The organism is Paenibacillus wenxiniae (assembly GCF_039822605.1).
Classification (GTDB): domain Bacteria; phylum Bacillota; class Bacilli; order Paenibacillales; family Paenibacillaceae; genus Saccharibacillus; species Saccharibacillus wenxiniae.
Window position 1 is genome coordinate 66,923 of sequence record NZ_JBCGUH010000009.1, and the last position, 25,681, is coordinate 92,603.

The following is a 25,681-nucleotide window of genomic DNA, read 5'->3' on the forward strand; positions in this document are numbered from 1 at the left end:
AAACATAAGATAAATAGAAAAACACACGAACAACAGAAACATATCTTTGTTAACGCTATCATCATCAGTACACGTAGCAATCCTGAACGTTATGCACATAATTTACGCCAATGCACTTGAAAATCGTTCCAGATGGCGGTACGGTAGAACAATAGCATCATGCTAGCTAGCAGCGATACCCGTTCGGGTAGAGTCGACAGTCAGAATCGGTAGTCTGCTATGGAATGGATCATCCAATGGACAGCAGGACATACGGTGATTCCCTACTATACAGGATGCTGAGTCAAAACGAATAATGACGGGATGGGCGTCTGGAGTGAGGAGACAAGCAATGAAAGCAACAGAGGACAACAATTCGCAAACGGTCAGTATGGAGGATATCGTGCGGGCGCATCACGTACTGCGCGACGTTATCGTGCGTACACCGCTACAGCGGGATGCAACCCTGTCTGAAAAATATGAGTGCGAGGTGTATCTGAAGCGAGAGGATATGCAGGTCGTGCGCTCGTTCAAAATTCGCGGAGCGTATAACCGGATTCGCAATTTGTCCAGTGAGGAAATGTCAAACGGCATCGTGTGCGCCAGTGCAGGAAACCATGCACAGGGCTTTGCCTTTTCGTGCCGACACCTGAATATTCGAGGCAAAGTCTACATGCCAAGTACTACACCGAATCAAAAGGTGAAAATGGTGAAAAAGTTTGGCGGTGCGAATGTCGAAGTGATTCTAGTTGGCGATACATTTGATGATGCCTACGCCGAAGCGATCAAAACGTGTAAAGAGCAGCATATGAGCTTTATTCATCCGTTTGACGATCCCTATATTATTGCAGGTAACGGTACGGTCGGTATGGAGATTATGGAAAGTCTCGATCGTCCGGCAGATTATGTGTTTATTACGATCGGCGGTGGCGGTCTGGCTGCTGGCGTTGGTCAATATATGCGTACAATCAGTCCTTCGACGCGTTTGATCGGTGTAGAGCCACTGGGTGCTGCTTCGATGAGTGAAGCGATTAGCCAGAATCAGGTCGTTACGCTTGAGGAGATCGATAAGTTTATCGATGGCGCAGCGGTCAAACGTGTCGGGCAACTGACGTATGAAATTTGCCGCGAAACACTGGATGATGTGATTCGTGTGCCGGAAGGCAAAGCATGCTCTGCTATTCTGGATCTATACAACGAAAATGCGATCGTCGCTGAGCCAGCAGGTGCATTGCCGATTGCCGCGCTGGACATGTACCGTGAGCATATCAAAGGTAAGACGATTGTATGTATTATTAGTGGCGGTAATAACGATATCGACCGTATGCAGGAGATCAAGGAGCGTTCACTCATCTATGAGGGACTGAAATACTACTTTACGATCAACTTCCCACAGCGTGCAGGTGCTTTGCGCGAGTTTCTGGAAAAAGTGCTCGGTCCAAATGACGATATCGCTCGTTTTGAATATACGAAGAAAAGTAACAAAGAGAACGGACCGGCGCTCGTCGGCATTGAACTTAGTTCGCCAGATGACTATGGCGCACTCATTCAGCGTATGGAAGACCACAATATTCAATATGTGGAACTGAACCGCGATCCAAATCTGTTTAACTTATTGATCTGATCTCCGAGCGGAGTCATGTGCTTATCGGAGTCCTATGCTGTATAGCCTTGATATACCCGGTATTTCTCCACCAGAGAAGCCGGGTATTGGTTTGTCCAGCGATTACAAGGGTATGTAAAAGTGGGCAGATCTGTCTTGCATTCAGCACAAACTTGGTTTTTTAGGCAAAGTGGTCTATACTATTAAAGTAAGTTTATTACAGTTGATAACCACCGAGGAGGATGTACACATATGCTTATCATTCATGCTAATATGTTAATTAAACCTGAAAAGGTCGATGAATTTTTGAAAGAGATCGATACACTTGTTACGGCTTCGCAGGCTGAAGAAGGTAACATTTCATATGTACTGAAACGCGATGTAAAGCAGGACAACCTGTTCACAATGGTTGAAGAATGGAAAGATGCAGAAGCGATGAAACTGCATAACGCAACTCCGCATTTCCAAAAGTTCGTACAGGACATGCAGCAATTTGCAGCAGCTCCACTGGATGCGAAAGTATTCGAAGCTACTGAAATTCAACGCGGCTAATACTGTGCTGTCAATATTGGCATAAAGCCATGTTATACAACTATAGATATACCTAAAATCTCCCTTTGAAATAAAGGGAGATTTTTTTATGTTACCTATACATAATTGCTGAATTCACTCCGATATATCTCACTAAGTTAGCTTGTCGAAAATTCCCGAAAGAAATCGAATCATATACTTTAGGTCAAGACTTAGACACAGCAGCATTTAGTATAGCGAATCCCTTTTTGGAGCAGAGGCATGTCGACTATCATCATACCGGTGAGAAGGATCTCGCTTAAACGCCGGAGTCGGAGGGAATGACTAGTATGAAAAAGACAGTAAAGATATGGATTGCCTCTCTGTTTACGGTGTCCAGCCTTGTAGGGGCGACTTCGACATATGGGCATGACCAGGCATTCGCCGCAGGTGCGGAGCAGGATGTCATCGTCGTATACAAAAATCAGGACGGTAAGGAAGCTGTGCTTGATCAGAGTGTCGACGTTCAGCACGAATTTGAAACGGTTCCTGCCGTTTCAGCTACAGTCACACAGGCGGATTTGAACAGTCTCGTGCAAAATCCAGATATTGCGTATGTGGAGCGAAATGTTCCGTTTCAAATTACAGACGATAATATTACGCCGCTCGGCAGCACGTCTCCAGTTAATGCGAATGAACAAGCACAGTGGAACTACCAGGCAGAGCAACCGAATTTGGAATGGGCAAAAGGCTACAATGGCTCTGGCATTAAAGTCGCTGTTATCGATTCCGGTATCGCAGCCCATCCCGAATTAACGATTGCTGGCGGTGTGTCCACCGTTGATTATACAACGTCTTATACCGATGATAACGGTCATGGTACCCATGTGGCTGGTATTATCGCCGCGCATAACAATGATGGATCTGTAACCGGTATGGCACCAGGTGTCCAGCTCTATGCTGTAAAGGCGATGGGTTCTGATGGTAAAGGGAATCTGCAAGATGTACTGGAAGGCGTAGATTGGGCCGTTCAGAATCATATGGATGTGATCAATCTGTCACTCGGTACGGAATTTGATTCACAGCTCTTGCACAATATGTTAGATCAAGCTTATCAGGCAGGCATCGTCGTTGTTGCATCCGCAGGTAATAGCGGTGCAGGTACAGACACGGTCAATTATCCAGCGAAATATAGCAGCGTAATCGCTGTTGCTGCTGTAGACAAAGATCTAAAACGTGGAAGTTTTTCATCGACAGGTCCCAAAGTAGAACTGGCGGCGCCTGGCGTATCGATCGTTTCCACTTATCTCAATAATGGTTTTGCGATCGCAAGTGGCACCTCACAAGCTGCACCGCATGTGGCAGCGATGGCAGCAATTTTGAAACAGGAAAATCCATCCTTATCTGCTGCTGCGCTGCGAAGTAAGCTACAAGATTATGCGGTAGATCTAGGTACAGCCGGACGAGATTCCGAATATGGATATGGATTTGTAACCTTCAAACCGAAGCCAGATACGACGGCACCAGGTGAAGTGAGTGGGCTTCAAGCAAGTGGGATCAGTACAGATTCCATTACGTTAAAATGGCAAAATCCAGTCGATGCCGACTTTGCAGGCGTACATGTGTACAATGACCACGATTCAGCTAAGCAAACCGTACAAACCGATGTGTACACCGCACAGGGACTTGTGCCAGATACAACGTATACGTTTACGGTAAAAACGTTTGATCAAATCGGCAACGAATCGGTCGGCAAAACGGTTACAGCCAAAACCAGTGCGCTGCAATCGACGCCAGACTCCAATAACGATTCATCTACACCATCCAGTAATAAACAGCTAGTACCTGACAATACACCAACCTCAACCGTAACACCAACGCCCGTAAGTACGCCGACTCCAGTCGTAACACCTGTTCCAGCGGTAACGGTGCCTGTTGTGACGACACCCGCACCGACCGGTGGAGGCGCACTTATCCCTGCATTTGGTGGCGGCGGTGGGGGAGGCGGAGGTGGCGGGGGAGCACCAGCCGCAGCACGTCCTGCCGTAACACCAGCACCAGTTGCTTCGGCACCAGCCGCGACGCCAACACCAACACAAAAAGCACAGCAACAGCTCAATACAGCCAAGTCATCCGGCAAGGCGTCTGATTATATGAAGGCAAGCTTTAGCGGACGTGGATTAAATAACGCTAGCTTTAGCAAGCAATTGGCTGATCTCAAGCAAAGTCTGGGTATTCAAGATGTACCGATGCGCAGCAGCCTGCCAAGCACTGTACCTGTACGCATCAGTTTACAAGTGGTGACAAAGAACAGTCAGTACAAATATGTTGATCCATCCACGATCAATACCGATAATGTAACGGTACTGGACGGAAACGGTAATATCGCAGGCAATGTACAGGTAACGATGAAGTTTAATCGTATCTTTATTACACCAACTGAGGGCGGCTTTAGCTCCGGTCAGACGTATACCGTCGTATTGGAAAGAGGAATCAAAGGCAAATCTACAGCTCGCTCGGATCAATCGACAGAGCTGAACAATCCGCTTGTCCTACAATTCACGACACGCTAACAGCGTGCGATATTATAAATGAGCTTGACTCAAGGAAAGGTGAACAGCGATGAATAGACGAACATTATCCCGTTTGCTGCTAACGCTAGGTTTACTGCTGACGATGCTAGTTTCCAGCTTACCTCAGCAGGCACAGGCAGCGGATGGAAAGCTCTTTTCCGATGTGTCCAACAATTACTGGGCACGCGATACGATTGCATGGGGAGTACAATCCGGTCTGGTCAAAGGATATGCCGATGGCAGCTTTAAGCCAGGTAAAACGGTAACGGAAGCTGAATTTCTGGCGATGCTCATTCGCTCGTATGAACCCAATGTTACCGCAGGCAGCAAAGCTAACTGGGCATCCCCCTATTATGCCCGTGCCAAAGCACTGAATTATCCAGTACAAAGCTATACTAATCTGTCCACTCGCAATGCGACGATTAGTCGTGCACGTGTGGCGGAACTGGTCTCAGCAGCCGATGGGGTGAATTTTAACGGTGATAATGCGATTCGGTACTTGCTTGCGTTTGGATTAGCGAATGGCAGCAATGCCGGTCAAGCGACCGTCGCTTCGTTTAAAGGAAAGCAATCATTGACGCGTGCCGAAGCGCTGCAATTTATTAAAAACTTCGTTGATTACGGCGCAGGTGGACTGCTCGATCGTCCACAGGAAGCATCGAATGCCAGTGATCTTCCGGCCGTTGCTGATCGTTAATCGTTGCCAGTAGTAGAGTATGACGGATGTTGCTAGGTAGGGTGTACACCCTTGTGTGCGGAGGGTAACGCTGTAGATGGGTATATCGCATCGCTCTACTGCTTATGTCTCCATATAACTTATACGCTGCTTCTATACAGATTCATACTCATAGGGTATGAAGTAAAAGTATCGATATGCTATGCATAGGCAGTAAAATCGCTCGGATAGGTTATACACTATCAAGTCTAATGTTCCTCGTACACTTAGTTATAGTTATAGTTATAGTTATAGTTGTAGCCATAGTTATAGTCATGTACTCTGTAGTTATATAAACAAAAGCCCCTGTTCCTGTCTGAATCGGAAGATCATCTGTAGGATGAACATTCGACTTCAATGGGAAAGGGGCTTTATTGGGTTTGGACTGAATCGTCTTATCTCAGTAAGATAGCCTGATGAACATACAATCTTAAAAAGCTACAGGTGCCGAGCCGTCTGGATCATGATCCATATGCAGCAGCTCACCGATATTGGTAGTCGAGATTACTGTCAAGCGTTTCAATTGAAGGGGGTCATCGCCTGGTCGAATAAAGCCTTGATGCACGGTGAATGCCATACGGTAGCCACACTGTTTGAGTGCATAGATCATTTGCATCCGGAAATCGCCAAATGGATAAGCAAAGTATGGAGTGTTAATTCCAGCTTCGGTACGCATAATATGATCGTCCGCTACAAAGCGATCCGGATCCATCCCAGCAGCATAATCATCACCGCAATGCAGTGGTTCTTTGAAATGCAAATTGTACGTATGGCTGTTAAATTCAAACACATCGGTCGTTGCTTTCATTTCTTCACGTGATACATAGCTTGTTTTGGTCGGATCAAATGTTTCGGTTTTCGCCTGGATTTTGGAGCCAATCACAAACATCGTAGCATGGAAACCATACTTTTTCATAATCGGGTACGCATAAATCATATTGTTCTGATAACCGTCGTCAAAGCTGATCACGACTGTATTTTGTGGTAATGGAGCTTGTTCATTGACGAACTTCTCCAGCTCTTGCAAAGTCGCTGTATGGTAATGATTATCGTACAGATATTTCATATCTTTTTCGAACGCTTCAAGATTAATAATCGAGTTGTTTTTCGGCTCGGTATTGTACTTGGCAGGTACGATGTAGTGATACATGAGCACAGCGACCTTATCTGCGGTGCCTTGCGGCACAACATAATCGGCTGCCAGCGCTACATTACGCTGATTCAGCTCATCCCGGTGCTGCCAATAAAACAATTCATTTTGGGCAGCGACCCAGGAACTGCACATTTTATGGGCGAGAATGGAAGACTTCGGGAAATTCACCCCGAGGACATAGACGACGAGCAGCATCGCCAGCAGGGCGAACATATACTTTTTCCAGGGCTTACGCATGCTTTTACATATGTCTCCTTTAATGTGAAAATAGACGGAAATGCACAGCACCAGCTGTCGTTACATGGATCGTAACGAAGTGGTTTCTATGAATGGATAGACGTGGTCTCATAGTGCTGAATACATTGCACACAGCAGCAAACTCCGTTCAAACATTCCTTTATCTAGTTTAACGGAAAGTTATCGACAAAAAGTTACATTACGGCTGAAGAATAGTAACAGTCGCAAGGTTGACTTTTATATTGTTTGCCGACTTGCTTTCAGCAGTCACCGGTAAATCCATTTATAATCCGTAATAGTAGTTATATCAGATAAATGTATGAAAACTGTGTGAGTGCAGATTTTATAGGCGCATATGGTGGGAGTTGTAGGAAGTGCAGTTCCATTTTTAACGAATATAGGGAAATGAAAGGGGTACACCGACCGAGAGTCGTTTTAACTTTAAATTCACGTTACATCTTGCATGATAGAGGTGCCACTACACGATCAAAGCTACTATTTAATCTGATCAAAGTATCAGGGCTAAGACCGTGGAAATTGATCATACAAAAATAATTTACAACCTACACAGAAACATAGCAAAACAACCTTCAACGTAAAAAGCACCTGTTCCCCTCAGCGAATAGATAGAGAGTAACAGGCGCTTTTTCATAAGCAGGCGTTTGGTATCGTTAAAATGGTGTGGTTTATCGTATACAAACGATACCTATGATTGCTACGTTGAAATTCAGTTCGACATCTGAGTCCTAGCCAGTTGCTACCTGAAGCTTAGCTACGCACGAACAGACGCCTCTACTGTTTTACAGTGCGATTTCAAATGTTTTGATCTCGTATGGTTCCAGTACGAATGCGATCGTATCGCCAGCTGTGTCCTCACCTTCCGGCTTCTCCATCAGATTGCATTCGCGATAGCTCGTAATGCCCAGCTCGCTCGTCAGTGTTAGCCGTTGACGACTGCCGGAGAAGTCATGCACCCGTACAATGATGCGATCGCTGTCTTCAGCCTTTTTCACCGCATCGATCATCGCCGTTTGACCGGATAGGGTGAACAGGGAGCGTTCCGGTGTATCCGAACCACCTGCGGTGACACGCAGCGGACTATTCAGCGCCCATGCTGCTGGAACGGTGCCGCCTTGTAACCAGTCGCCTTCATGTGGAAGCAGGGAGTACGTGAATTCGTGATGCCCCTGATCCGCTTCAAAGTCCGGATGGATGGCGCACTTGATCAGCGACAAACGCAGCACATTGTTTTTAATATCATAGCCATATTTACAATCGTTCAGCAGGCTCACGCCATAGCCACGATCAGACAAATCTGCCCACTGGTGACCGACCGATTCAAAGCGTGCGCTATCCCAGCTTGTATTCCAGTGGGTTGGACGCTTCACATTGCCATACTGAATATCGTAAGTCGCTTCGGTAGAGCGCACGTTGACCGGGAAGGCGACTTTGAGCAATTGCTGACGTTCATGCCAGTCTGCTTCGGTGACAAAGTCGATCCGGCGATCTTCCGCATACACAATCATCTGCTGACGGATCGTCGATTCGCCAATTTTCCATTCAAAACGAACGACCGTGCGCAGCAGACCGGTTTCTACCACTTCAGATGCAGTCAGCTCCTGCACTTCTTTCATTTTTTCCTGATAATAAATATCGATATCCCACGCATCAAAATTCAGCGGCTTATCTTCAAACAGTTGCAGTACATTACCGCGCTCGCCAGCAGCCAGCACTTCACGGTCTGCTGCTCGATCATACAAGCGTGTTAACTGCCCCTGTTCATTCCATTCCAACTCATAAAATGGTGTGCTCAAACGCTGTGCTTCCACAGTGAATGGGGACGAAGCAGCCGGTGCTTCTGTCGCTGGATGGAACGAAATTGTAGTATAGCCCAGTGCAGGCACCTGTGGCACCTGTACGATCCATTGATCATGGTGCAGTTCCGCTTGCAAAATAGCGCCATTTGCGCCGATCCAGCTACCGTTTTGCAATGAATCATCCGCAGCGATCGTTAGCACGCCGTCACTTGCCCACGGTGCGGAGTTCCATACGGTGCGAGTATGGACATCGGACTTGCCGGCAAGCTGTTGACCACCCTGTTCCCAGATGTCAGCGCCAATTTGCCATGCTTCTGCATATTCTTCGCGGCTATCTTCATATACCTCACGGATCGAAGAGCCAGGAATAATATCATGGAACTGGTTGCGTAAAATGATTTTCCAGCCGTCGTTGAGCTGTTCTTGTGGATAGGCATTCCAGTTGCCATGAGCTGCACTTTGCCATGCATTCAGCCATTCTGCTTCACGATATAACAGCTCCAGCTTACGGTTCATGCGTTTGTTATACGCCTGACTTGTGTACGTACCGCGATGATACTCCAAATACAGCTCGCCATCCCATGTATGCACATAGCTGTCCGTATGTGCTACCGTCTCCTGCAAGCGACGGAAATAGTCTCCTGCTAATCCAGTCCGCATATGGGGCAAGCCTGGCATACGGTCGATCCGGCGGCGCATTTCCAGCATCGTCCGGTTGACACCGCCGCCGCCATCGCCATAACCGTATGATATGAGTAATTCACGATTCATTTCCTTGTCCCGATAAGCTTCCCAGCTGCCTTGAGCTGTTTTGGGAACGAGCTGACCATTATACGTATAAAACCATGAACCCGGCTCCGAATCCGGTTCAGTCGTCGTAATAAAGTGTGTCAGCACCTCGGTTCCATCGATGCCGCGCCAGTGGAAAGTATCATGTGGCATCCGGTTAAACTGGTTCCAACTGATCTTAGTCGTCATGAAGGTATCGATACCAGACTTTTTCAAAATCTGTGGAAGTGCCCAGCTATAACCAAATACATCAGGCAACCACAGATAATCCGACTCCACGCCGAACTCTTCTTTGAAAAAGCGTGTGCCGAGCAGCAGTTGACGGGTGAGTGACTCCCCACTGGTCAAATTGCAATCCGCTTCCAACCACATCGCACCGCCTGCTTCCCAGCGACCTTCAGCGATACGTGCTTTAATCTGCTCATATAGCTCAGGCGCATCCTGCTTCACATAGTCGTATAGCTGTGGCTGTGTTTGCAGGAACACATAATCCGGAAATTTCTCCATTAAGCGCATCACAGTGGAGAAGGAGCGAATCGCCTTTTCACGTGTATGTTTGAGACGCCATAACCATGCGACGTCAATATGGGTATGCCCGATCGCCGTTAATTGAATAGAGGAATGTTTCTCGATTTCACCAACGAGTTCGTCAAGCAGCTTCTCCGCTTGCTGAATACTATCATAGAAAATATCCGAACCAGGCACAGCCCAGTCGATCAAACGGAAAGCACGGTCAATCGCACGCAGCAGATCTGCACGCTCAGGGGAGTGTTCGCCGAGCACTTCAACCGTTTCCAGTACCGTAACACCGGTATAGTACAAATTGTCTGTCGGCTCATCCAGCCAGCATAGTTCTGCTGTCTGTAGCTCATGCTTTTGCATAATGCGTTTGCCGCCGCCTTCCAAACCTGTCCATAGACGGAACGTCAATTGCTGTTGCTTGCCAGCTGCATCAGCAGGCAGGAACACTTCCATATGATTGGAGTCTACGCCTTGATACGGTTGTCCGTTCAAATAAAGCAGGGATTCAAAACCGGAATTTGTACCGCCGCCTGTTTTACCAAAATCAAATCGACCTAGAATCGTTTTGCCGCTCCATGCGGCTGGGACTTCAGCGCTCACATCTAGCCACAGGTAACGGTCGCGTCCTGTCCAGGTGTCGCCCAGCTTCATCTCGGTCCAGGTATTATCCGGTTGCAGGGGGGCAGAATGAATACGCTTACCATCATCTTCATGCGTTTGAAACGAAGACAGGACAATGGCCTCACGGTAACGATAGCTATCCAGTTCATTAAGTCGGGATTTCAGCTTCTGCTCTGTTAAAAACATACCTTCACTCCTTGATCGTTGGTGAATTTCCGCAGGTCAACCGGTGAGCAAGCCTGTATGCTGGATCGTGCCAGCAACATAATCAACAAGTACAGGCAGATGTTATGTTCATGATGCCGCCATTCGGGACAAGCGAACTTCCACTTCTCATGTTGGCACATCCTGCGGACAAATACAATATGTTATCTCTGAATTTAAAATGGTAAAACAAATACAACATACTCCAGGCGCAAAAAACTAAAACGAAAATGTGAAAATATCAGTAATCTAATGTTAAAAGAACCATTATTGAGCAAATCATACATATCAAAGGTGAAGAAATCGAATCGCATTCACTTTGCCAAACGAGCGCGTTAGGACGTCTTTCTACGTATCTGACATACCAAAATCTTATATGTCAGTATGTATTCCATATTTCGATGAACACTGAATAGGATCGATTATATAATCGCTGTAGCCCATTTGTGGAAGAGCGTATACGACAAATAGGGTAATATAGATCACAGTGCTCCACATCGTGCAGGTCTGAAGAAGCAACATCCAAGCCGCATTGCAGAAGCACCTATAAAAAGGAGAAAACGAATGAACCGAATTCACATGCTGTTCCTTATTGTACTGACTACTTTTCTGATGGGATCATCGTTTGCGATTGGCAAAATAGGATTAGCATTTGCCTCGCCATTATTATTAGCCGGTTTACGTTTCCTGCTGGCAGGCATCATTATGGCTGTACTTGTGCGTTGGCTGCGCCAGCCTCATCCATCTGTCTGGAGGGATTGGGGTAAAATGGCGCTGATTGGCGCCTTCCAGACAGCGGGTGTGATGGGTTGTGTGTTTATTAGTTTGCGTACGATTACAGCAGGCGAATCCTCAATTCTAACCTTTACGAATCCGCTGCTGGTCGTTGTGTTTGGTACATGCTTCGTCGGTATGCGTTACCGCTGGTATCAGTGGATCGGTGTGTTGCTAGGCTTGATCGGGGTCAGTATTACCGTTGGCGCACAGCTTCAGTGGAAGATCGGGCTTGTATTTGGACTGGCTTCGGCAGTATCCTGGGCAACGGCAACACTACTCGTCAAACGCTGGGGTGGTGATTTGAATACATGGGTGTTGTCTGCTTATCAGATGCTGGCAGGTGGCATATTGCTGCTGCTCGGTAGCGTACTGTTCGAGCAGCCGTCCTTTGTTTGGAATGGAACGTCGATTATGATTTTGTTATGGCTCAGTCTGCTGTCATCGATCGTACAATTTGCTGGCTGGTATTATGTACTGCAAAATAGCGATCCTGGTAAAACGAGTGCGTTTCTGTTTCTCGCCCCCTTTTTCGGTGTATTGACTGGCTGGCTGTTGCTAGGAGAGCCGCTGTATCCATCGCTCATTACAGGCGGCGTGTGTATTCTGGTCGGTATTTATCTGGTGAATCGGCAGGTTCAAGCACCAGGTCAAAATAATGGCGGAACGCCTGCTGACCATCAGCGGTAACGATAATCGCTCGAATCCCTGACATCCGCTCAATCCAGCCTCGATCCAGACAGAGTTGCAATAGGCCATGTCCTAGCGCGCCGCCCAGATGATGCTTGCGTTCGCTCCAATCGAGGCAAGCATGAGCAAAAGCACGACGCTTGCGGCGTAACTGGGACACATCCAGCCCTATTGTGGTGAACAGTTCCAATCCCGATTCGCTGACTTCAAATGCACCATTACCATTATGCGCCAGCAATTGTCCCTGCTGAACGAGCGCTTCCGTTAATGAAACGCCAATCTGACCGGCCAGATGATCATAACAGGTGCGTCCATAGCGTAGCCGATCCATCTGCTGGGACTGCTTCAATGAACGCACTTCCGGCACCGGACAGATCACTAGAAACTGCTCCAGCTTGTGGGCTGTGTCGCTGCCTGCCAGTCGATAATACCGATAGCGTCCATGCTTTTCCATACTAACCCAGCCTTGCTCCGTCAGCCGAGCCAGATGAAAGCTGGCGGTTTGCGGTGTGATCGAAGCGGCATGAGCCAGCTCACCAGCTGTATGGAAACGTCCATCGAGCAAGGCAGTCAGCATATTCGCACGCGATGGCTCGCCTAACAGGGAGGCGATATTGGATATATTAGAATGCAGTGTCATGCCTACAACTCCTTTTAAGTGATTTTGAATTTGTTATCAAGTGGAAGCTTATAGTCTCCTATGCAGAATGAAATTGTCTTCTATAAAGGATTGCCTATTTTATGCGAATATCGTTAACATTTGGTACAGGTACAGGTACAGGTACAGGTACAGGTACAGGTACAGGTACAGGTACAGGTACAGGTACAGGTACAGGTACAGGTACAGGTACAGGTACAGGTACAGACAAAGACACTGCTAGAGCGAAGTGTACAGGCTTGTACGCATTTGTACACACTATAGTATTTCATATTTCGATGATTACTTAATTATAGTATACAAATGATACAGAGTCTCCCACCTATCCTCCTCCTTGCTAGCAAAGATTAACCTCATGTTCCTCTTGCACAGCATGGTAAAATAAACATAGACCTAGCAATGCCTATCTATCGTCTTCATAGGATCTGCTGCTCTGATCCCGAAAAGGCCTGAATTTGCCAGCATTTCGTTTGCCAGAGAAGCACGATGGGTATGTTGTTGATGGAGGTTGTACGATTATAACGAGGATCGGCTACAATCGAAAGGGGATGGCCATGGAGCATTTTATCGCTGTACTTGTTATTTTGTTTTTGATCGGGATTTCCAATGTTCTGAATCGGCTGGTTCCCTTTGTACCAGTGCCGCTATTTCAGATTGTGCTTGGGATCGGCGTAGCCCTGTTTGGGTTAAAAGTAGAGCTTGATCCAGAGCTATTTTTGGTGCTGTTTATCGCACCGCTGCTATATAATGATGCCCGTCAAACACCGCGCGGTGAGCTGTGGAATTTGCGGGTGCCGATTATTTTGCTCGCCTTCGGGCTTGTATTTGTCACCGTAATTGTTGCAGGCTATGGGATCAACTATTTGATCCCGAGCATTCCGTTACCGGCGGCATTTGCACTGGCAGCAATTTTGTCTCCAACCGATGCGGTGGCGGTAGGCTCGCTGGCAAAACGGATTCATTTGCCCGGTTCGATTCACCGTCTGCTGGAAGGAGAGTCGCTGCTGAATGATGCGTCTGGACTAGTCGCGTTCAAATTCGCTGTGGCGGCGATGGTGACCGGTACATTTTCACTGTGGGCAGCGTCATTAAACTTCCTGCTCGTTGCACTGGGTGGACTGGCGATTGGTACGCTTGCTTCATTTGTACTTATTCGCTGTCAGGTGCTGGTGCGTAAATGGGGTATGGAGGATATTACGGTGCATGTGCTATGGCAGATTTTGACTCCATTCGTCATTTATTTGCTAGCTGAGGAAGTGGGAGTATCCGGCATCCTTGCGGTCGTAGCAGGTGGTATCGTGTATGCGATGGAAAAGGATCGCGCCGAATCGGTACAACTCAAAATGCAAATTGTCTCAACCAGCACGTGGTCAGTCATTGTGTATACGCTTAATGGTCTGGTATTTATGATGCTGGGCTTACAAATTCCGGAGGTAATGGGCAGCATTTTCACCAATCCGGAGTTCAATAATGGACTTGTGCTCGGTTATGTTGCGCTTATTACGTTGCTGCTATATGTGCTACGATTTATTTGGATTTATTGCTACTGGAAAGTCCGTTATGTGATGAGTCGGCAGATGGACGATAATCGTCCCAATTTAAAGGGGATTTTGCTCACCTCATTGTCCGGCGTACGTGGGGCGCTTACGCTGGCAGCCGCATTTTCGATTCCGTATGTGCTGAATGACGGTTCGGCTTTTCCGCAGCGTGAGCTGATTTTGTTTATTGCCGCAGGGGTGATTTTGCTGTCGCTCGTTCTGGCAAGCTTGCTGTTGCCGGTATTATCACCAAAACCGCAGGCAGATGTAGCAAATGCATCGGAAGCAGGGCAGGGCATGCAGCAACGTCAGTTTGTAGAAGATCGGATTCGGATGAAGGTACTTTCGGCAGCCGTACAGTCCGTCGAATCCAGCACGAATGATGCGAATCGTGAAGCAGCGCAGACGCTCATTTCAGATATTACGCAATATATGTTCCGTCGGGATGGGATGCAGCCGTCCATTTTACATGATCCGAATCCGGATAAGGAAGAGGTCAAGTTGTATCTCATTGCGATTCATGCAGAGCGCAAAGTCGCACGCAAACTACGGGATAACGGGGAAATTACACCGGAATTGGCGATGGAATTTGAATATCGTCTGGATCGGATCGAAAATGCATTGACCGATCGTATGGATACCGGTATTGCCGAATGTGTGGATAAATGGAAAGGCATGTTGCCGATGCATCTGCCCGCTCCGGTTAACCCTACCAAACAAGCTGGTAGCGATGGCGAAGCAGAACAACCAGAAGTCATGAGCAAACTGGATAAAATGCGCATGCTCAAACATCTGAAGCTCCAATCCTGCCCAGCAGCGATCGAAGCGATCCGCAGTCGGATGGATGGTCATAATGAAGAAGCCGCGGAAAAAGTCATTTCCCGATATCGTAAAATTATGAGTTCCATCCAATATTTCAACGAGAAAATCGTACCGGATATTACGCTCGATGAAAATAAGCTCAACCTGATCACCAGCGCGGTGCAAAACCAGCGTGATACGGTACAGGAGCTGTACGAAAGCGGCGAGATTGATCGTCAGTATGCACGTAAGATGCGTAGCTTTGTGCAGGATTTGGAGAAGTGGATTTTGATGGAGACGTAAGTTGCTGTTTAAAACAGCTACTACGATAACGATGGAACGTATTTTAGAAATTAGTTTAGTTAAAAGGCTACTCAAACCAATACAAGGCACCGGAAATGATATCCGGTGCCTTTATTCGTACCATTACTTGCTTATTGCACCACGTCCAGCATCTGCTTCACCACATCCAGCGGATGCTGGTTTTTATCCAGATTCGCATCCGGTACATACTCCACATCGTCAGGCAGTATGATTTGGCGGCGATTGATCCAGATGCAGCGCCAGCCTGCTTTTTTTGCACCTACGACATCGTTCAGGTAGGAGTCGCCGAGATAAACGGTGTCCGCAGGCGCAATATTCATCTGCTGCTCCACATGACGGAAAATAGCGGTATCCGGTTTGGAGATACCGAGTCTGCCGGAAATGAACGTATCCTCCGGCGCAATCCAGCGATCCATCCGCAGTTGTTTCACTTTGCCAGCCTGATGCTCTGCCGGGCCATTCGTAATGATGCCCATCCGTAAGCCATGCTGCTGACCGTAATCCAGTAGCTCTTTCATAAATGGATGCACTTCGATATGCTGCTGATGAAACGCATAACGGTTCTGAAACTCCATCGCTTGCTGCTCGGAAATTTCAATGTCAAAGTCGGCAAAAGCATGCATAATCCGGTACACATGCATCTCATCATCGCTCATCTGTCCATTTTGTACCTGATCAAATACGACATCACTATGCAGTCTGCTACGCACGAACAGCTTTTCAACCGGAACGGCATACTGCTCTAGCGTACCAAACACTTCATTATACGCCTGGCCAAAAGGGTCCATCTGATCATACAATGTATCATCCATGTCAAATATGAGATTAATCAATTGAATCTCCCGCTTTCTTTCTGTCTCATTCCAGTATGGTAATCGAGTAGTGATTCATGTGACAGTTTTGAAGTATACTACTTTTAATTGAGTTCATACGTTTTAAGCTAGCTCCTGATCTTTCATCTAGCTTATTCGCTTTATTCTAGCTTACTGGAAAATCATATAAAATTTCAAATAAGGCGACTAGACTTTTAACTATGGCCATTAGCTTTACAACATCGGTTGTAGACGTTCATGAATTGAGATAGACTGTAAACGAGATTGCATAGGATGCAGCGGAATGTCATCGTTCCATCATCATAGGCAGAGAACGGAAATAAACGAATCATTTGATGCAACCAGCAGGGCTGGTCATATTCGCACAGACAGGAGGATATTATGGCGAACACAGCAGAACATAGCCGTGTAGGCATTATGGATATTGGGTCGAACTCCATTCGACTGGTCATTTATGAGAATGGGGGCGGCATGGGATATAAGGTGCTCAAGGAATGCCGGGAATCGGCACGTCTGAGTGCGATTGTCACACCGGAAGGGGAGATGCCGCTGGAATCACTGCGTTTTATCGCGCCGGTGCTACGTCAGTTTGCTGAAGTCAGCCGTGCCTATGAAGTGAGCGAGATTCGTGCGGTGGCGACAGCGGCGATTCGGAATGCGACCAATGGTGAGCAAGTGATCCAGTATTTGAACGAACAGACCGGACTGGATATCGACCTGCTGCCAGGCGAGATGGAAGGTCATTACGGTTTTATCGGCGTGGTGAACCGGATCGATATTCGTGACGGTTATATTATCGATATCGGTGGCGGTAGTACCGAAATTACACTGTTTCGCGATCGGACACGCATTTCCAGTGTATCGTTCCCATTTGGTGCGGTGAATATGAATGTGCGTTTTGGTAAACAGGAGGATGGTCGCTGGGATGAGAAGGCTGTGTCCGAGCTGGAGCAACTTGTATTGAAAGCAGCTGAAAAACATCAATGGATTCGCAGCAATCCAGGTTTGCCGCTTGTCGGATTGGGTGGTACGATTCGGGCAGTCGGTAAAATGCATCAGCGTAAGCGCAAATATTCGATGGAGCAGATTCATCAGTACACATTACAGTCTGAAGATGCGGACTATTACTACCAGCAACTGCCATCGATGACGAATGAGGAGCGCAAGCGTATAGCTGGATTGAGCAAAAACCGGACGGATATTATCGTACCGGGGATGATCATTTTGCGTACATTGTTCGGTTATATGCAGTGTGATCATTATCTGATCAGTGGTACCGGTTTGCGGGACGGGTTGTTCTTTGAATGGGAACGTGGACGTGAACATGCGGTACTGGAAGATGTGCTGGAATATGAGCTGGAATCGGTACTTGATCTGGAGCCATTGCCGCGTCAGCGACATTTGCGTCAGGTAGCACAGTTGTCAGTGCAGTTGTATGAAAGTCTGGGCGAAGGTATGGAAGATCGTTGGAATATGAAGCTGCTCCGTACGGCTGCTATGCTGCATCAAATCGGGATGAAAGTCGGTTACCATGATTATGAGGAGCATACCCGTTATTTGCTCACGACACGTGCGCTGGCTGGATTGAATCATCGGGAAACGGTGCTGGTTGCTTTTATCGCTATTTTCGGCAGTAAAGGTAAAATTAAAAAAAGACGCATTTCGGTAGAGTATGCGGATATTTTACATCCAAAAGACGAGGAGCGTATTCGTCGACTTGGAGCACTGTTGCAACTGGCGGCTGCGATGGACGCAAGCGAGACGCAACCGGTGGAATCGCTGCTCGCTGTACGCAAAGGAAGAGACTTCGAGCTGACAATTCACTGTCGCACCGAAGCCTCTATGGAAGTTGCTGAAATTACGGAAGCTGTTAAAGATTTGGAGAAGGAGTGGGATGTCCGAGTGCGGCTGGTGGTACATACGGTTTCCACGAGCTAATATTCCACGCATGGAACTGGCTACGCAGCGGCGGTTCTCCATTTTTGAATAATTCATAATTACCGCTTGGCAACAATATTCTGGCCTTCACATTGTCCGCAAGGATCAGGTTCAGAATGTTGAGCACAGCGGTTTTTGTGTTTTTATCAAACAACGGGCACATTAGCTCGACCCGGCGCGTCAGATTGCGTGTCATCCAGTCCGCACTGGCAAGCCATACTTCCTGTTCGCCGCCATTTTCAAAGGCAAAGATACGCGAATGCTCCAGATAACGGTCAACGATGCTGCGAACGCGAACATTTTCACTGAGACCCGGTACGCCTGGTCGCAGGCAGCAGACGCCGCGTACGATCAAATCGATCTTCACACCAGCTTGAGAAGCGACATACAACTCGTCGATAATTTGCTGATTGGAGAGCGAGTTCATTTTGGCAATGATCCGTGCAGGCTTACCATTGCGTGCATGATCAGCCTCGCGGCGAATGAGCGAGATGAATTTGTTCATCATCGTACTTGGCGCAACCGCGACTGCTTGCCATTCATGACTTTCCGTATAGCCGGTAATATGATTGAACACCTCGGACGCATCTTCACCGATCTGTGGATTCACCGTCAACAAGCCAACATCGGTGTACAGCCTTGCTGTAGAGGCGTTATAGTTACCTGTACCCATATGGATATAACGGCGTAGCGTATTGCCTTCACGACGCACGACGAGAATAACTTTCGCATGCGTTTTGAGTCCGACCAGACCGTAAACGACGTGGCAACCTGCTTTTTCCAGCATTTTCGCCCAGACGATATTACGTTCCTCGTCAAAACGTGCTTTTAGCTCCACCACCACCGTCACCTGCTTGCCGGATTCAGCAGCACGAGCAAGTGAGTGGATGAGCGATGATTTGCCACTCACACGATATAGCGTCATTTTGATCGCCATAACATCAGGATCATCTGCGGATTGCTCGATAAAATCACTGATGGCATCAAATGATTCATACGGATGATACAGCAACACATCGCGCTCACGAATCACGCTGAAAAAGTCCGTTTCGCTGCCTTCTGGGAACTCCGGTGCATAACGCTGAATTTCAGGTGGATAGCGTAGCGAATCACGTCCAACTACCGAATCGGAGAAGCTCAGCAGAAAGCCAAGATCGAGCGGGCCATCGATCTCGTATACCGCTTCGCTCACATCGAATTCTTCTAATAGCTGAGCAAGTGCATACGGATGAAAGTCTTTTTGAATTTCCAGACGAACCGGTGCACTGCGTCTGCGTTTGCGCAACTGGTTCTCGATCTCTTCCATCAAATCTTCCGCATCTTCCTCATTAATGTCCAGATCGGCATTACGCGTCAGACGGAACGCGTTGACCGCGATCGGCGTATAGCCGCCAAACAACGTTTGAATATGCTGGCAGATCAAATCCTCAATTAAAATGTACTGCTGCTTTTTGCTGTTTTGACGGTGTGGCAAGGCAACCGCACGCGGCAAATTCGATGGAATTTGTACGATTGCAAAATAATGCGCTTCGCCATCTTCCTGATCAACTGTTTTCAAGTTTGGATGCTCCAGTACGACCGACAGATAGACGCTCAGACCATGTACGAGTGGGAATGGGCGACTTTGGTCGACTGCCATCGGTGTGAGCACCGGATAGATCACATCATGATAATAGGTGTCCGCCGCTTTTTGCTGGGTCACGCTCAGGTCACCATAATGGGTCAGGGTAATGCCCTGTTTACCGAGTAAACGGGAAAGTTCCCGATATGTACGGTATTGCTGCGAGACCATCTTCTCCACACGTTTCGTAAGGCGCTTGTATAGTCCGGCTGGTGTATAGCCGGTAAAATCCTTCTTGTTGTAGCCAGCTTTAATCTGATTACGAATACCGGCAACCCTTACGCTCATGAATTCATCGAGGTTGCGCGAAACGATACCGAGGAACTTGATGCGTTCCAATAGTGGCGTATCCGATGCCTGTGCTTCCTCCATAACCCGGGTATTAAATTCAATCCAGCTTAGATCCCGGTTGATATACGTTGCTTGAGCTTGGTGGTGTCCTTGTTTAGTTTCCATAACGCCTCCGGTTCTAGTGTTAGTGATTTTCTAACACGAGGTTCAATGAAAAAATGATTTTTGCAAAGCAAAATAGCTTACAGCTCTAGTGTTAGCGATTTTCTAACACGAGGTTCAATGAAAAAATGATTTTTGCAAAGCAAAATAGCTTACAGTTCTAGTGTTAGCGATTTTCTAACACGGGGTACAATGAAAAGTGATTTTTGCAAAGCAAAATAGCTTACAGTTTCCAGTGTTAGCGATCTCCTAACACGGGGTACAATGAAAAGTGATTTTTGCAAAGCAAAATAGCTTACAGTTTCCAGTGTTAGTGATTTTCTAACACGGGGTACAATGAAAAAATGATTTTTGCAAAGCAAAATAGCTTACCTTCCAGTGTTAGCGATCTCCTAACACGAAATTCAATCTAATTTGGTTCCAGATTGCATCTGGCGGAAAGTGTAACCCATTATTCCGCCCACAACCGTGTCGAATGATGCAAAAATATATCGTATATAGCCAGTATAGCCAGCTTTTGTTAACGCTGTGTAAAAAAATGCGTTAACTTTCGTTCCATAACTGAGTTCCATCCATTTTAGCAATCGAACGCTTCTGTGTTCGGCCAAAGTTAAAGCTCCGAGTACGCAGTTCATATCCTTCGTCTTCCAGCGGTAGCAGAGTCTTCCATTTGTGAACAGTGTACGCTGGATAACCAGGCCGATGCATATCGATCAGGATCATATCCTTGTGTAGCATATTCAGGCATTCACCAAGAGTCATAGTCGTACCCCTTCCATGTAAAGGATCGCTACAGCATAGGGCGCAGCAATACGGTCTTCATCACGATGATATGGAAGACCACAATGCGCGAGCTTGATGGAAGTAGCGTGTAACTCATTATTACCCGCTAGCTTATATTTTGAGTGAATCTTTAAAAAATTGCAAAGCAAAATCAACAATGAAAAGAGCCTATAAAAGGCACAATTCGGAGTCAAACAACTGACTGAGCAGACTCCAGCGGTGTAGTAGTACGATCGACACGCCTGTGCAGTATAGTTGTGAAAGCAAATCCCAGTAAAAGCCGTAAAAGCCAATCACTTTATACAACAAAGCTCTTACCGCCAACGTCGTACAGGTTGATGGTAAGAGCTATGAAGCAGTATACATACGATGTCATTGTTGTTTCAAGACAGCACACAATTATTCTTCTTGTGAACAGTCTACGCTTATTCATCCGGCAAATTCAGCAAATGTCTGACCGTCGTCGTGGAGGTAACATTCATTCTCGGTAGATACATCGGATCATCACCTGGATGCACAAAGCCCGGTCGCACGGTAAATGCCATCCGATAACCATTACGTTTCAGATCGTATACCATTTGCGGATCATACTCGCCATATGGATAAGCAAAGTAAGGGGTATTAATGCCGGTTTTGCTTTTCATTAGCTCGATATCATGGGTGAATCGCTTGCTATCTTTACCTGCTGCATAGTATTCCGCACATTGTACAAGTCGTTTGTAATGTAGATTGTACGTGTGACTATGGTAAGCAAACACATCGCTCGTTGCTTTCATTTCCTGTTTGGAAATGGTCGTTTTGGCGGTTGGAATGAACTTTTGCTTCTCGTCACTCAGCTTGGTGCCTACGATAAAAATATTCGCTTTAAAACCGTACTTTTTGAGCACCGGATAGGCGTACACGACATTGTTCTGGTAACCATCGTCAAAGGTGAGTACAACCGTCTTTTCAGGTAATTGAATCTTACCCTGCACGTACTGTTCCAGTTCCTGTAATGTAGCGGTATGGTAACCTTCGTCATGCAGAAATTTCATGCCCTGCTCAAAAGCTTCCAGATTGATGCGTGCATTGTTAGGCTCAACATTGTATTTTTTCGGTACAACATAATGGTACATCAATACAGCCACATGGCTGGCTTTGCCATTAGGGGCTGTTTTCAGATGAGTGCTAGGGGCGGCGGAAGCAACATTCGATGCGCCTTCAGGAACTTCACCGTTTAATGTTTTGAATAGATCGTCGGTCATATCGTAAGTCGCTCTGCACGTCTCATACGAAAAAGCAGAGGCGTGAGGGTATTTCATGCTCAGTATATAAAAAGTAATCACAAAGGCGATCGCGATATAGAGCATGATGATAATCATATTACGGAGGCGTCTTAGCTGCATATCTTCATAGGCTCCTTTATAAACAGGTTAAAAATGATGAATCTGCTATCCAATCGCTGTTATACATCCTAAGCGTAATGGGCTATACATCGTAAAAGCGATGCGATAGCTTTGTGCTTGGTGTAGCTCTATTTACTGGTGATGAGAAGCAGATTGGCGTTGTTTTGGGACGAGTAGAGGTGCAAATGTAGTTCATATGCGCCGCATGATCATTTGCTTAAGGCGGCAAGACTTCACGGTAAACCTTTCACTTATGTATAACATCGGATAGATTCGACTAAATATTTATGTTACTAAAGAATCATATGACCATATAGGACGATGCTCCTGATGTGGGAAAATAGCTAAAAGCCAGCTTACACAAGCGATGCAGGCTGGCTCTTAGATGTGGAACTTTGTGATTCAATGTTTGTATTTCGATGCTCGGATCGGGTGCTTGAATGTAGACATTCGTTTGATGATTTCTTTTGATCCTCGATCAGATCAAGCAGCTACGCTTTATCCACTCTCGCACCAGAAAGAGCGCTACGATGTCCGGTGCGAAGCGGAGTGAACACAGCAGTTTGCTGAGTTGGCTGCAAGGCTCCTTTTCAAAAGATCATGATCAAATGAACATGTCTAATTTGGGCTAGCTGCGACTGCGACTTTTACATACATACCACCTTTAAGATCATATACATCATTCACGTCTAGCTTACATGTGTATATTTAAAACATGGTCGTATCTTTAGACGAAGACTCTGGTACAGGCTGACTGAGTGTCCACATCGCCGCAATCTGGCCATTATCGACTCGGAACAGTTGAATGACAGCCTGTCCGCGATCATTGCTATTGTTCTGCATATGACTGTGTACGAGTACCAGGTTACCTTCAGCAATCGTATTGACCAATGTTGCTTTGCTATCGGTATTGGCGCGGAAATCGGTCAAATAGTGACTGACCAGTGCACTACGTCCATTTTGAATACCGGAGCCGTATTGTTCTACATTTTCGCTAACCGCTTCATTGGCGATATCAGTTTTATGCTGCACAAAGAATGTGTTGAAGAAATTATTTACAAAGTTTGCGTTAGCGGCAACTGTTGCACGGTCGGTCGATGCCAGCTCTGTTTTGGCAGACAGTGTGGGCAGTTTGTCCGGTGTGAATACTTTGGCTGGATCATCGACACTTTGCTGCACATCCCAGTGCTCAGCAATCTGGTTGTTGCTAATGCGGTAAATATCGACGTAGATCGCTGTTTTTGCCTCGGAGTTACCTGTGGCTGATGTGGTGGTACTTGTAGCATCCGTAGTAGTTTCGCTATTGCTAGCTTCTGCACTGGTAGCATCGACTGACTTGGTAGAGGTTGCTTCAACGTTACCACTACTAAACACAGCAACGAGATCACCCTGGCCCATCATACCGGTAATCTCTGACTTGTAGTTAGGATAATGCTTGAAAATACCTTCATAAAACGTAGAAAATTGATCTCTGCCGCTCTCCCTATACGGATTATGCTCGGTATAGTTTTCAGCGATATATTGATTCACTTTATCCAGCTGATGACCGTTCAACACATCATTATATAAGCCGATTACGAGCTGTTTGTTAGCGATGATGCGTGCTTCATCAGCCGTTGGCGTGCTCGCTGGTGTCGTTGTTTCGCCACCCGGCGCGGTGTTGCCTGAATTTTCAGTCGTTTCCGGTGTGGTAGTCGCTGGCGGTTGACTGGAGTTGCCCGTGCAGGCAGACAGTACCGTCATTAACATAAAACTGGCGAGTAAAAGACTGTATTTTTTCATCATAAGCATGCTCCTTTGGATACGATAGTTTGGAATACGGTGGCATTCGTTCATCAGCTGTCAGCAGTGGAGCTTCACCTTCTTTCGGTTATATAACCATATTGTACAATCGTGAATGCGCACCGTATAGCGACGGTCAGCACGTTCCTGATCTAGCAAGGATTGTCAAGTTGTATCGTGTCATAGAGCATTGATATCTGCGATATAGGATGTCGTTCGACCGCAGCAGAACGTCGCGTAACTTCAACATACGGTGGTTCGAACCACCTTGATACGGGTGAGCCTATAGGCGCTCTTACTTATAAAGACACTTCAATCAGGGCAGAGGTTGCATGATGAACAGGGCAAGCTGGCGCAAAAAATAGGCTTGTTGCATCGCTCAGGAGCCAGTACAATTGCCAACGCCAACGCCAACGCCAACGCCAACGCCAACGCCAACGCCAACGCCAACGCCAACGCCAACGCCAACGCCAACGCCAACGCCAACGCCAACGCCAACAAAGGAAAATAACAGCGCCGCAATGCAAAAACAGTCGCCAGCGATAGCTACAAAGGCAGCGTATCGATGGCGACTGTTTTCGTTTACTTCCTGTCCTGTAAGTACACATATCATTCGGCTTACCGCCAGAGCGGATCAGCGACGCATAAAGATAAACTTTTGCCCCAGAATACCGATCGCACACAGTCCTAGACTGACCCAGGGCGAGATGACGACCACAGGCATAATGCGGCGCAAGTAGTTCCCTACTACAATAATCGCTACTAAAATAATCAAATACGTAATGACAGAACGCATATTAATTTGCATGCGTGGACGATCCAGATCGCTCTTCTCGGCAGGTTGATTGGCCACACGCATCACCAGCTCAACAAGCACAATCGCGCCTACGGCGACAAGCACGAGTGTAGATAAGCTAATTTCACCTACAACGCCTGTACCGCTAATACTAATTTTGAAAAAGCCTGCTAGCGCTTGCAATAAAAACACCCATGTGAGCGCTACCCAGACAATCATCAAATAATACATCGGCTTACTAAGCTGTCTGCGCTCCGGCAAGTTCTCGATCAGCTGTCCAGCATAGGTGTCTGAATCTTTGGCAAATAATTGCTGAGCCGATTGACCACGCTTTTGCGCATCCAGCAAATGTCGACCCATTTCTAGCAGTAGTTCCTCGCCAGATTGACGCTCGATACGTGCATCGCGCACATGCACGATCACATCATCATAATAGCTGAGATTTTCCTGATTAAGCTGGTCACGGATCACATTAATATCCCGTACCAGATGACGTACTGTACTCATCGCTGTTGTCCCCTTTCGCACTGGTGTCGGTATGAATCTATTCATAATCATTCACATACCTGCAATCCGGTCATC

Annotated in this window: 18 protein-coding genes; 8 read left to right on the plus strand and 10 right to left on the minus strand. The window is 46.9% G+C overall.

Annotated features, from left to right (window positions below):
• Window positions 1-331 precede the first annotated feature (331 nt).
• The 4 genes from ilvA (at window position 332) to AAHF22_RS16465 (ending at window position 5,362) form a co-directional block, all read left to right on the plus strand.
• On the plus strand, window positions 332-1,603 hold the full coding sequence (ilvA, locus tag AAHF22_RS16450) for a threonine ammonia-lyase IlvA (RefSeq protein ID WP_347326111.1): 1,272 nt from the start codon (window positions 332-334) through the stop codon (window positions 1,601-1,603).
• Window positions 1,604-1,834: 231 nt separating this feature from the next.
• Window positions 1,835-2,134 carry a putative quinol monooxygenase gene (locus AAHF22_RS16455; RefSeq protein WP_347326112.1) on the plus strand — a complete coding sequence of 100 codons (300 nt, stop codon included), beginning with the start codon at window positions 1,835-1,837 and terminating at the stop codon, window positions 2,132-2,134.
• 308 nt (window positions 2,135-2,442) lie between these two features.
• Window positions 2,443-4,665 (plus strand): S8 family serine peptidase, encoded by a 2,223-nt coding sequence (locus tag AAHF22_RS16460; RefSeq protein ID WP_347326113.1) that lies wholly within the window; start codon window positions 2,443-2,445, stop codon window positions 4,663-4,665.
• Window positions 4,666-4,714: 49 nt separating this feature from the next.
• Window positions 4,715-5,362, plus strand: a complete 648-nt coding sequence (locus AAHF22_RS16465; RefSeq protein ID WP_347326114.1) for an S-layer homology domain-containing protein — start codon at window positions 4,715-4,717, stop codon at window positions 5,360-5,362.
• 448 nt (window positions 5,363-5,810) lie between these two features.
• Here AAHF22_RS16465 and AAHF22_RS16470 read toward each other — a convergent pair whose 3' ends face one another.
• Both AAHF22_RS16470 and AAHF22_RS16475 read right to left on the minus strand, forming a co-directional pair.
• Window positions 5,811-6,770, minus strand: a complete 960-nt coding sequence (locus AAHF22_RS16470; protein WP_347326116.1) for a polysaccharide deacetylase family protein — start codon at window positions 6,768-6,770, stop codon at window positions 5,811-5,813.
• 800 nt (window positions 6,771-7,570) lie between these two features.
• Window positions 7,571-10,705, minus strand: coding sequence for an alpha-mannosidase (locus AAHF22_RS16475; RefSeq protein ID WP_347326117.1), 3,135 nt, complete (start codon window positions 10,703-10,705; stop codon window positions 7,571-7,573).
• A 582-nt stretch (window positions 10,706-11,287) separates the two neighbouring features.
• Here AAHF22_RS16475 and AAHF22_RS16480 point away from each other — a divergent pair.
• A complete protein-coding gene (locus AAHF22_RS16480; RefSeq protein ID WP_347326118.1) occupies window positions 11,288-12,187 on the plus strand; it encodes a DMT family transporter in 900 nt (299 codons plus the stop codon).
• Here AAHF22_RS16480 and AAHF22_RS16485 read toward each other — a convergent pair.
• Window positions 12,084-12,821 (minus strand): ArsR/SmtB family transcription factor, encoded by a 738-nt coding sequence (locus AAHF22_RS16485; protein WP_347326208.1) that lies wholly within the window; start codon window positions 12,819-12,821, stop codon window positions 12,084-12,086. The two genes, AAHF22_RS16480 and AAHF22_RS16485, sit on opposite strands and share 104 nt — an antisense overlap.
• Before the next feature lie 107 nt (window positions 12,822-12,928).
• Here AAHF22_RS16485 and AAHF22_RS16490 point away from each other — a divergent pair, with 107 nt between their 5' ends.
• Complete coding sequence (locus AAHF22_RS16490) at window positions 12,929-13,135, plus strand: hypothetical protein (protein WP_347326119.1); 207 nt, start codon at window positions 12,929-12,931, stop codon at window positions 13,133-13,135.
• 264 nt (window positions 13,136-13,399) lie between these two features.
• Complete coding sequence (locus tag AAHF22_RS16495) at window positions 13,400-15,487, plus strand: Na+/H+ antiporter (protein WP_347326120.1); 2,088 nt, start codon at window positions 13,400-13,402, stop codon at window positions 15,485-15,487.
• A gap of 131 nt (window positions 15,488-15,618) precedes the next feature.
• Here the strand turns inward: AAHF22_RS16495 and AAHF22_RS16500 are convergent, their stop codons facing one another.
• Window positions 15,619-16,341: an HAD family hydrolase gene (locus AAHF22_RS16500; RefSeq protein ID WP_347326121.1), complete on the minus strand. Its 723-nt coding sequence runs from the start codon at window positions 16,339-16,341 to the stop codon at window positions 15,619-15,621.
• 381 nt (window positions 16,342-16,722) lie between these two features.
• Here AAHF22_RS16500 and AAHF22_RS16505 point away from each other — a divergent pair, with 381 nt between their 5' ends.
• The gene (locus tag AAHF22_RS16505; protein WP_347326122.1) at window positions 16,723-18,279 is read left to right on the plus strand and encodes a Ppx/GppA phosphatase family protein; all 1,557 of its coding nucleotides are present in this window, start codon (window positions 16,723-16,725) and stop codon (window positions 18,277-18,279) included.
• Here the strand turns inward: AAHF22_RS16505 and ppk1 are convergent.
• The 6 genes from ppk1 to AAHF22_RS16535 all read right to left on the minus strand — a co-directional run bounded on the left by ppk1 (window position 18,212) and on the right by AAHF22_RS16535 (window position 25,606).
• Window positions 18,212-20,356: a polyphosphate kinase 1 gene (ppk1, locus tag AAHF22_RS16510; protein WP_347326123.1), complete on the minus strand. Its 2,145-nt coding sequence runs from the start codon at window positions 20,354-20,356 to the stop codon at window positions 18,212-18,214. The two genes, AAHF22_RS16505 and ppk1, sit on opposite strands and share 68 nt — an antisense overlap.
• A 540-nt stretch (window positions 20,357-20,896) precedes the next feature.
• Window positions 20,897-21,115 (minus strand): hypothetical protein, encoded by a 219-nt coding sequence (locus tag AAHF22_RS16515; RefSeq protein ID WP_347326124.1) that lies wholly within the window; start codon window positions 21,113-21,115, stop codon window positions 20,897-20,899.
• A 446-nt stretch (window positions 21,116-21,561) separates the two neighbouring features.
• A complete protein-coding gene (locus AAHF22_RS16520) occupies window positions 21,562-22,521 on the minus strand; it encodes a polysaccharide deacetylase family protein (protein WP_347326125.1) in 960 nt (319 codons plus the stop codon).
• Window positions 22,522-23,229: 708 nt separating this feature from the next.
• Window positions 23,230-24,303, minus strand: coding sequence for a nuclear transport factor 2 family protein (locus tag AAHF22_RS16525; protein ID WP_347326126.1), 1,074 nt, complete (start codon window positions 24,301-24,303; stop codon window positions 23,230-23,232).
• Window positions 24,304-24,682: 379 nt separating this feature from the next.
• Window positions 24,683-24,916 carry a hypothetical protein gene (locus AAHF22_RS16530; protein ID WP_347326128.1) on the minus strand — a complete coding sequence of 78 codons (234 nt, stop codon included), beginning with the start codon at window positions 24,914-24,916 and terminating at the stop codon, window positions 24,683-24,685.
• Window positions 24,917-24,937: 21 nt separating this feature from the next.
• A complete protein-coding gene (locus tag AAHF22_RS16535; protein WP_347326129.1) occupies window positions 24,938-25,606 on the minus strand; it encodes a DUF1129 family protein in 669 nt (222 codons plus the stop codon).
• Between the last annotated feature and the right edge of the window lie 75 nt (window positions 25,607-25,681).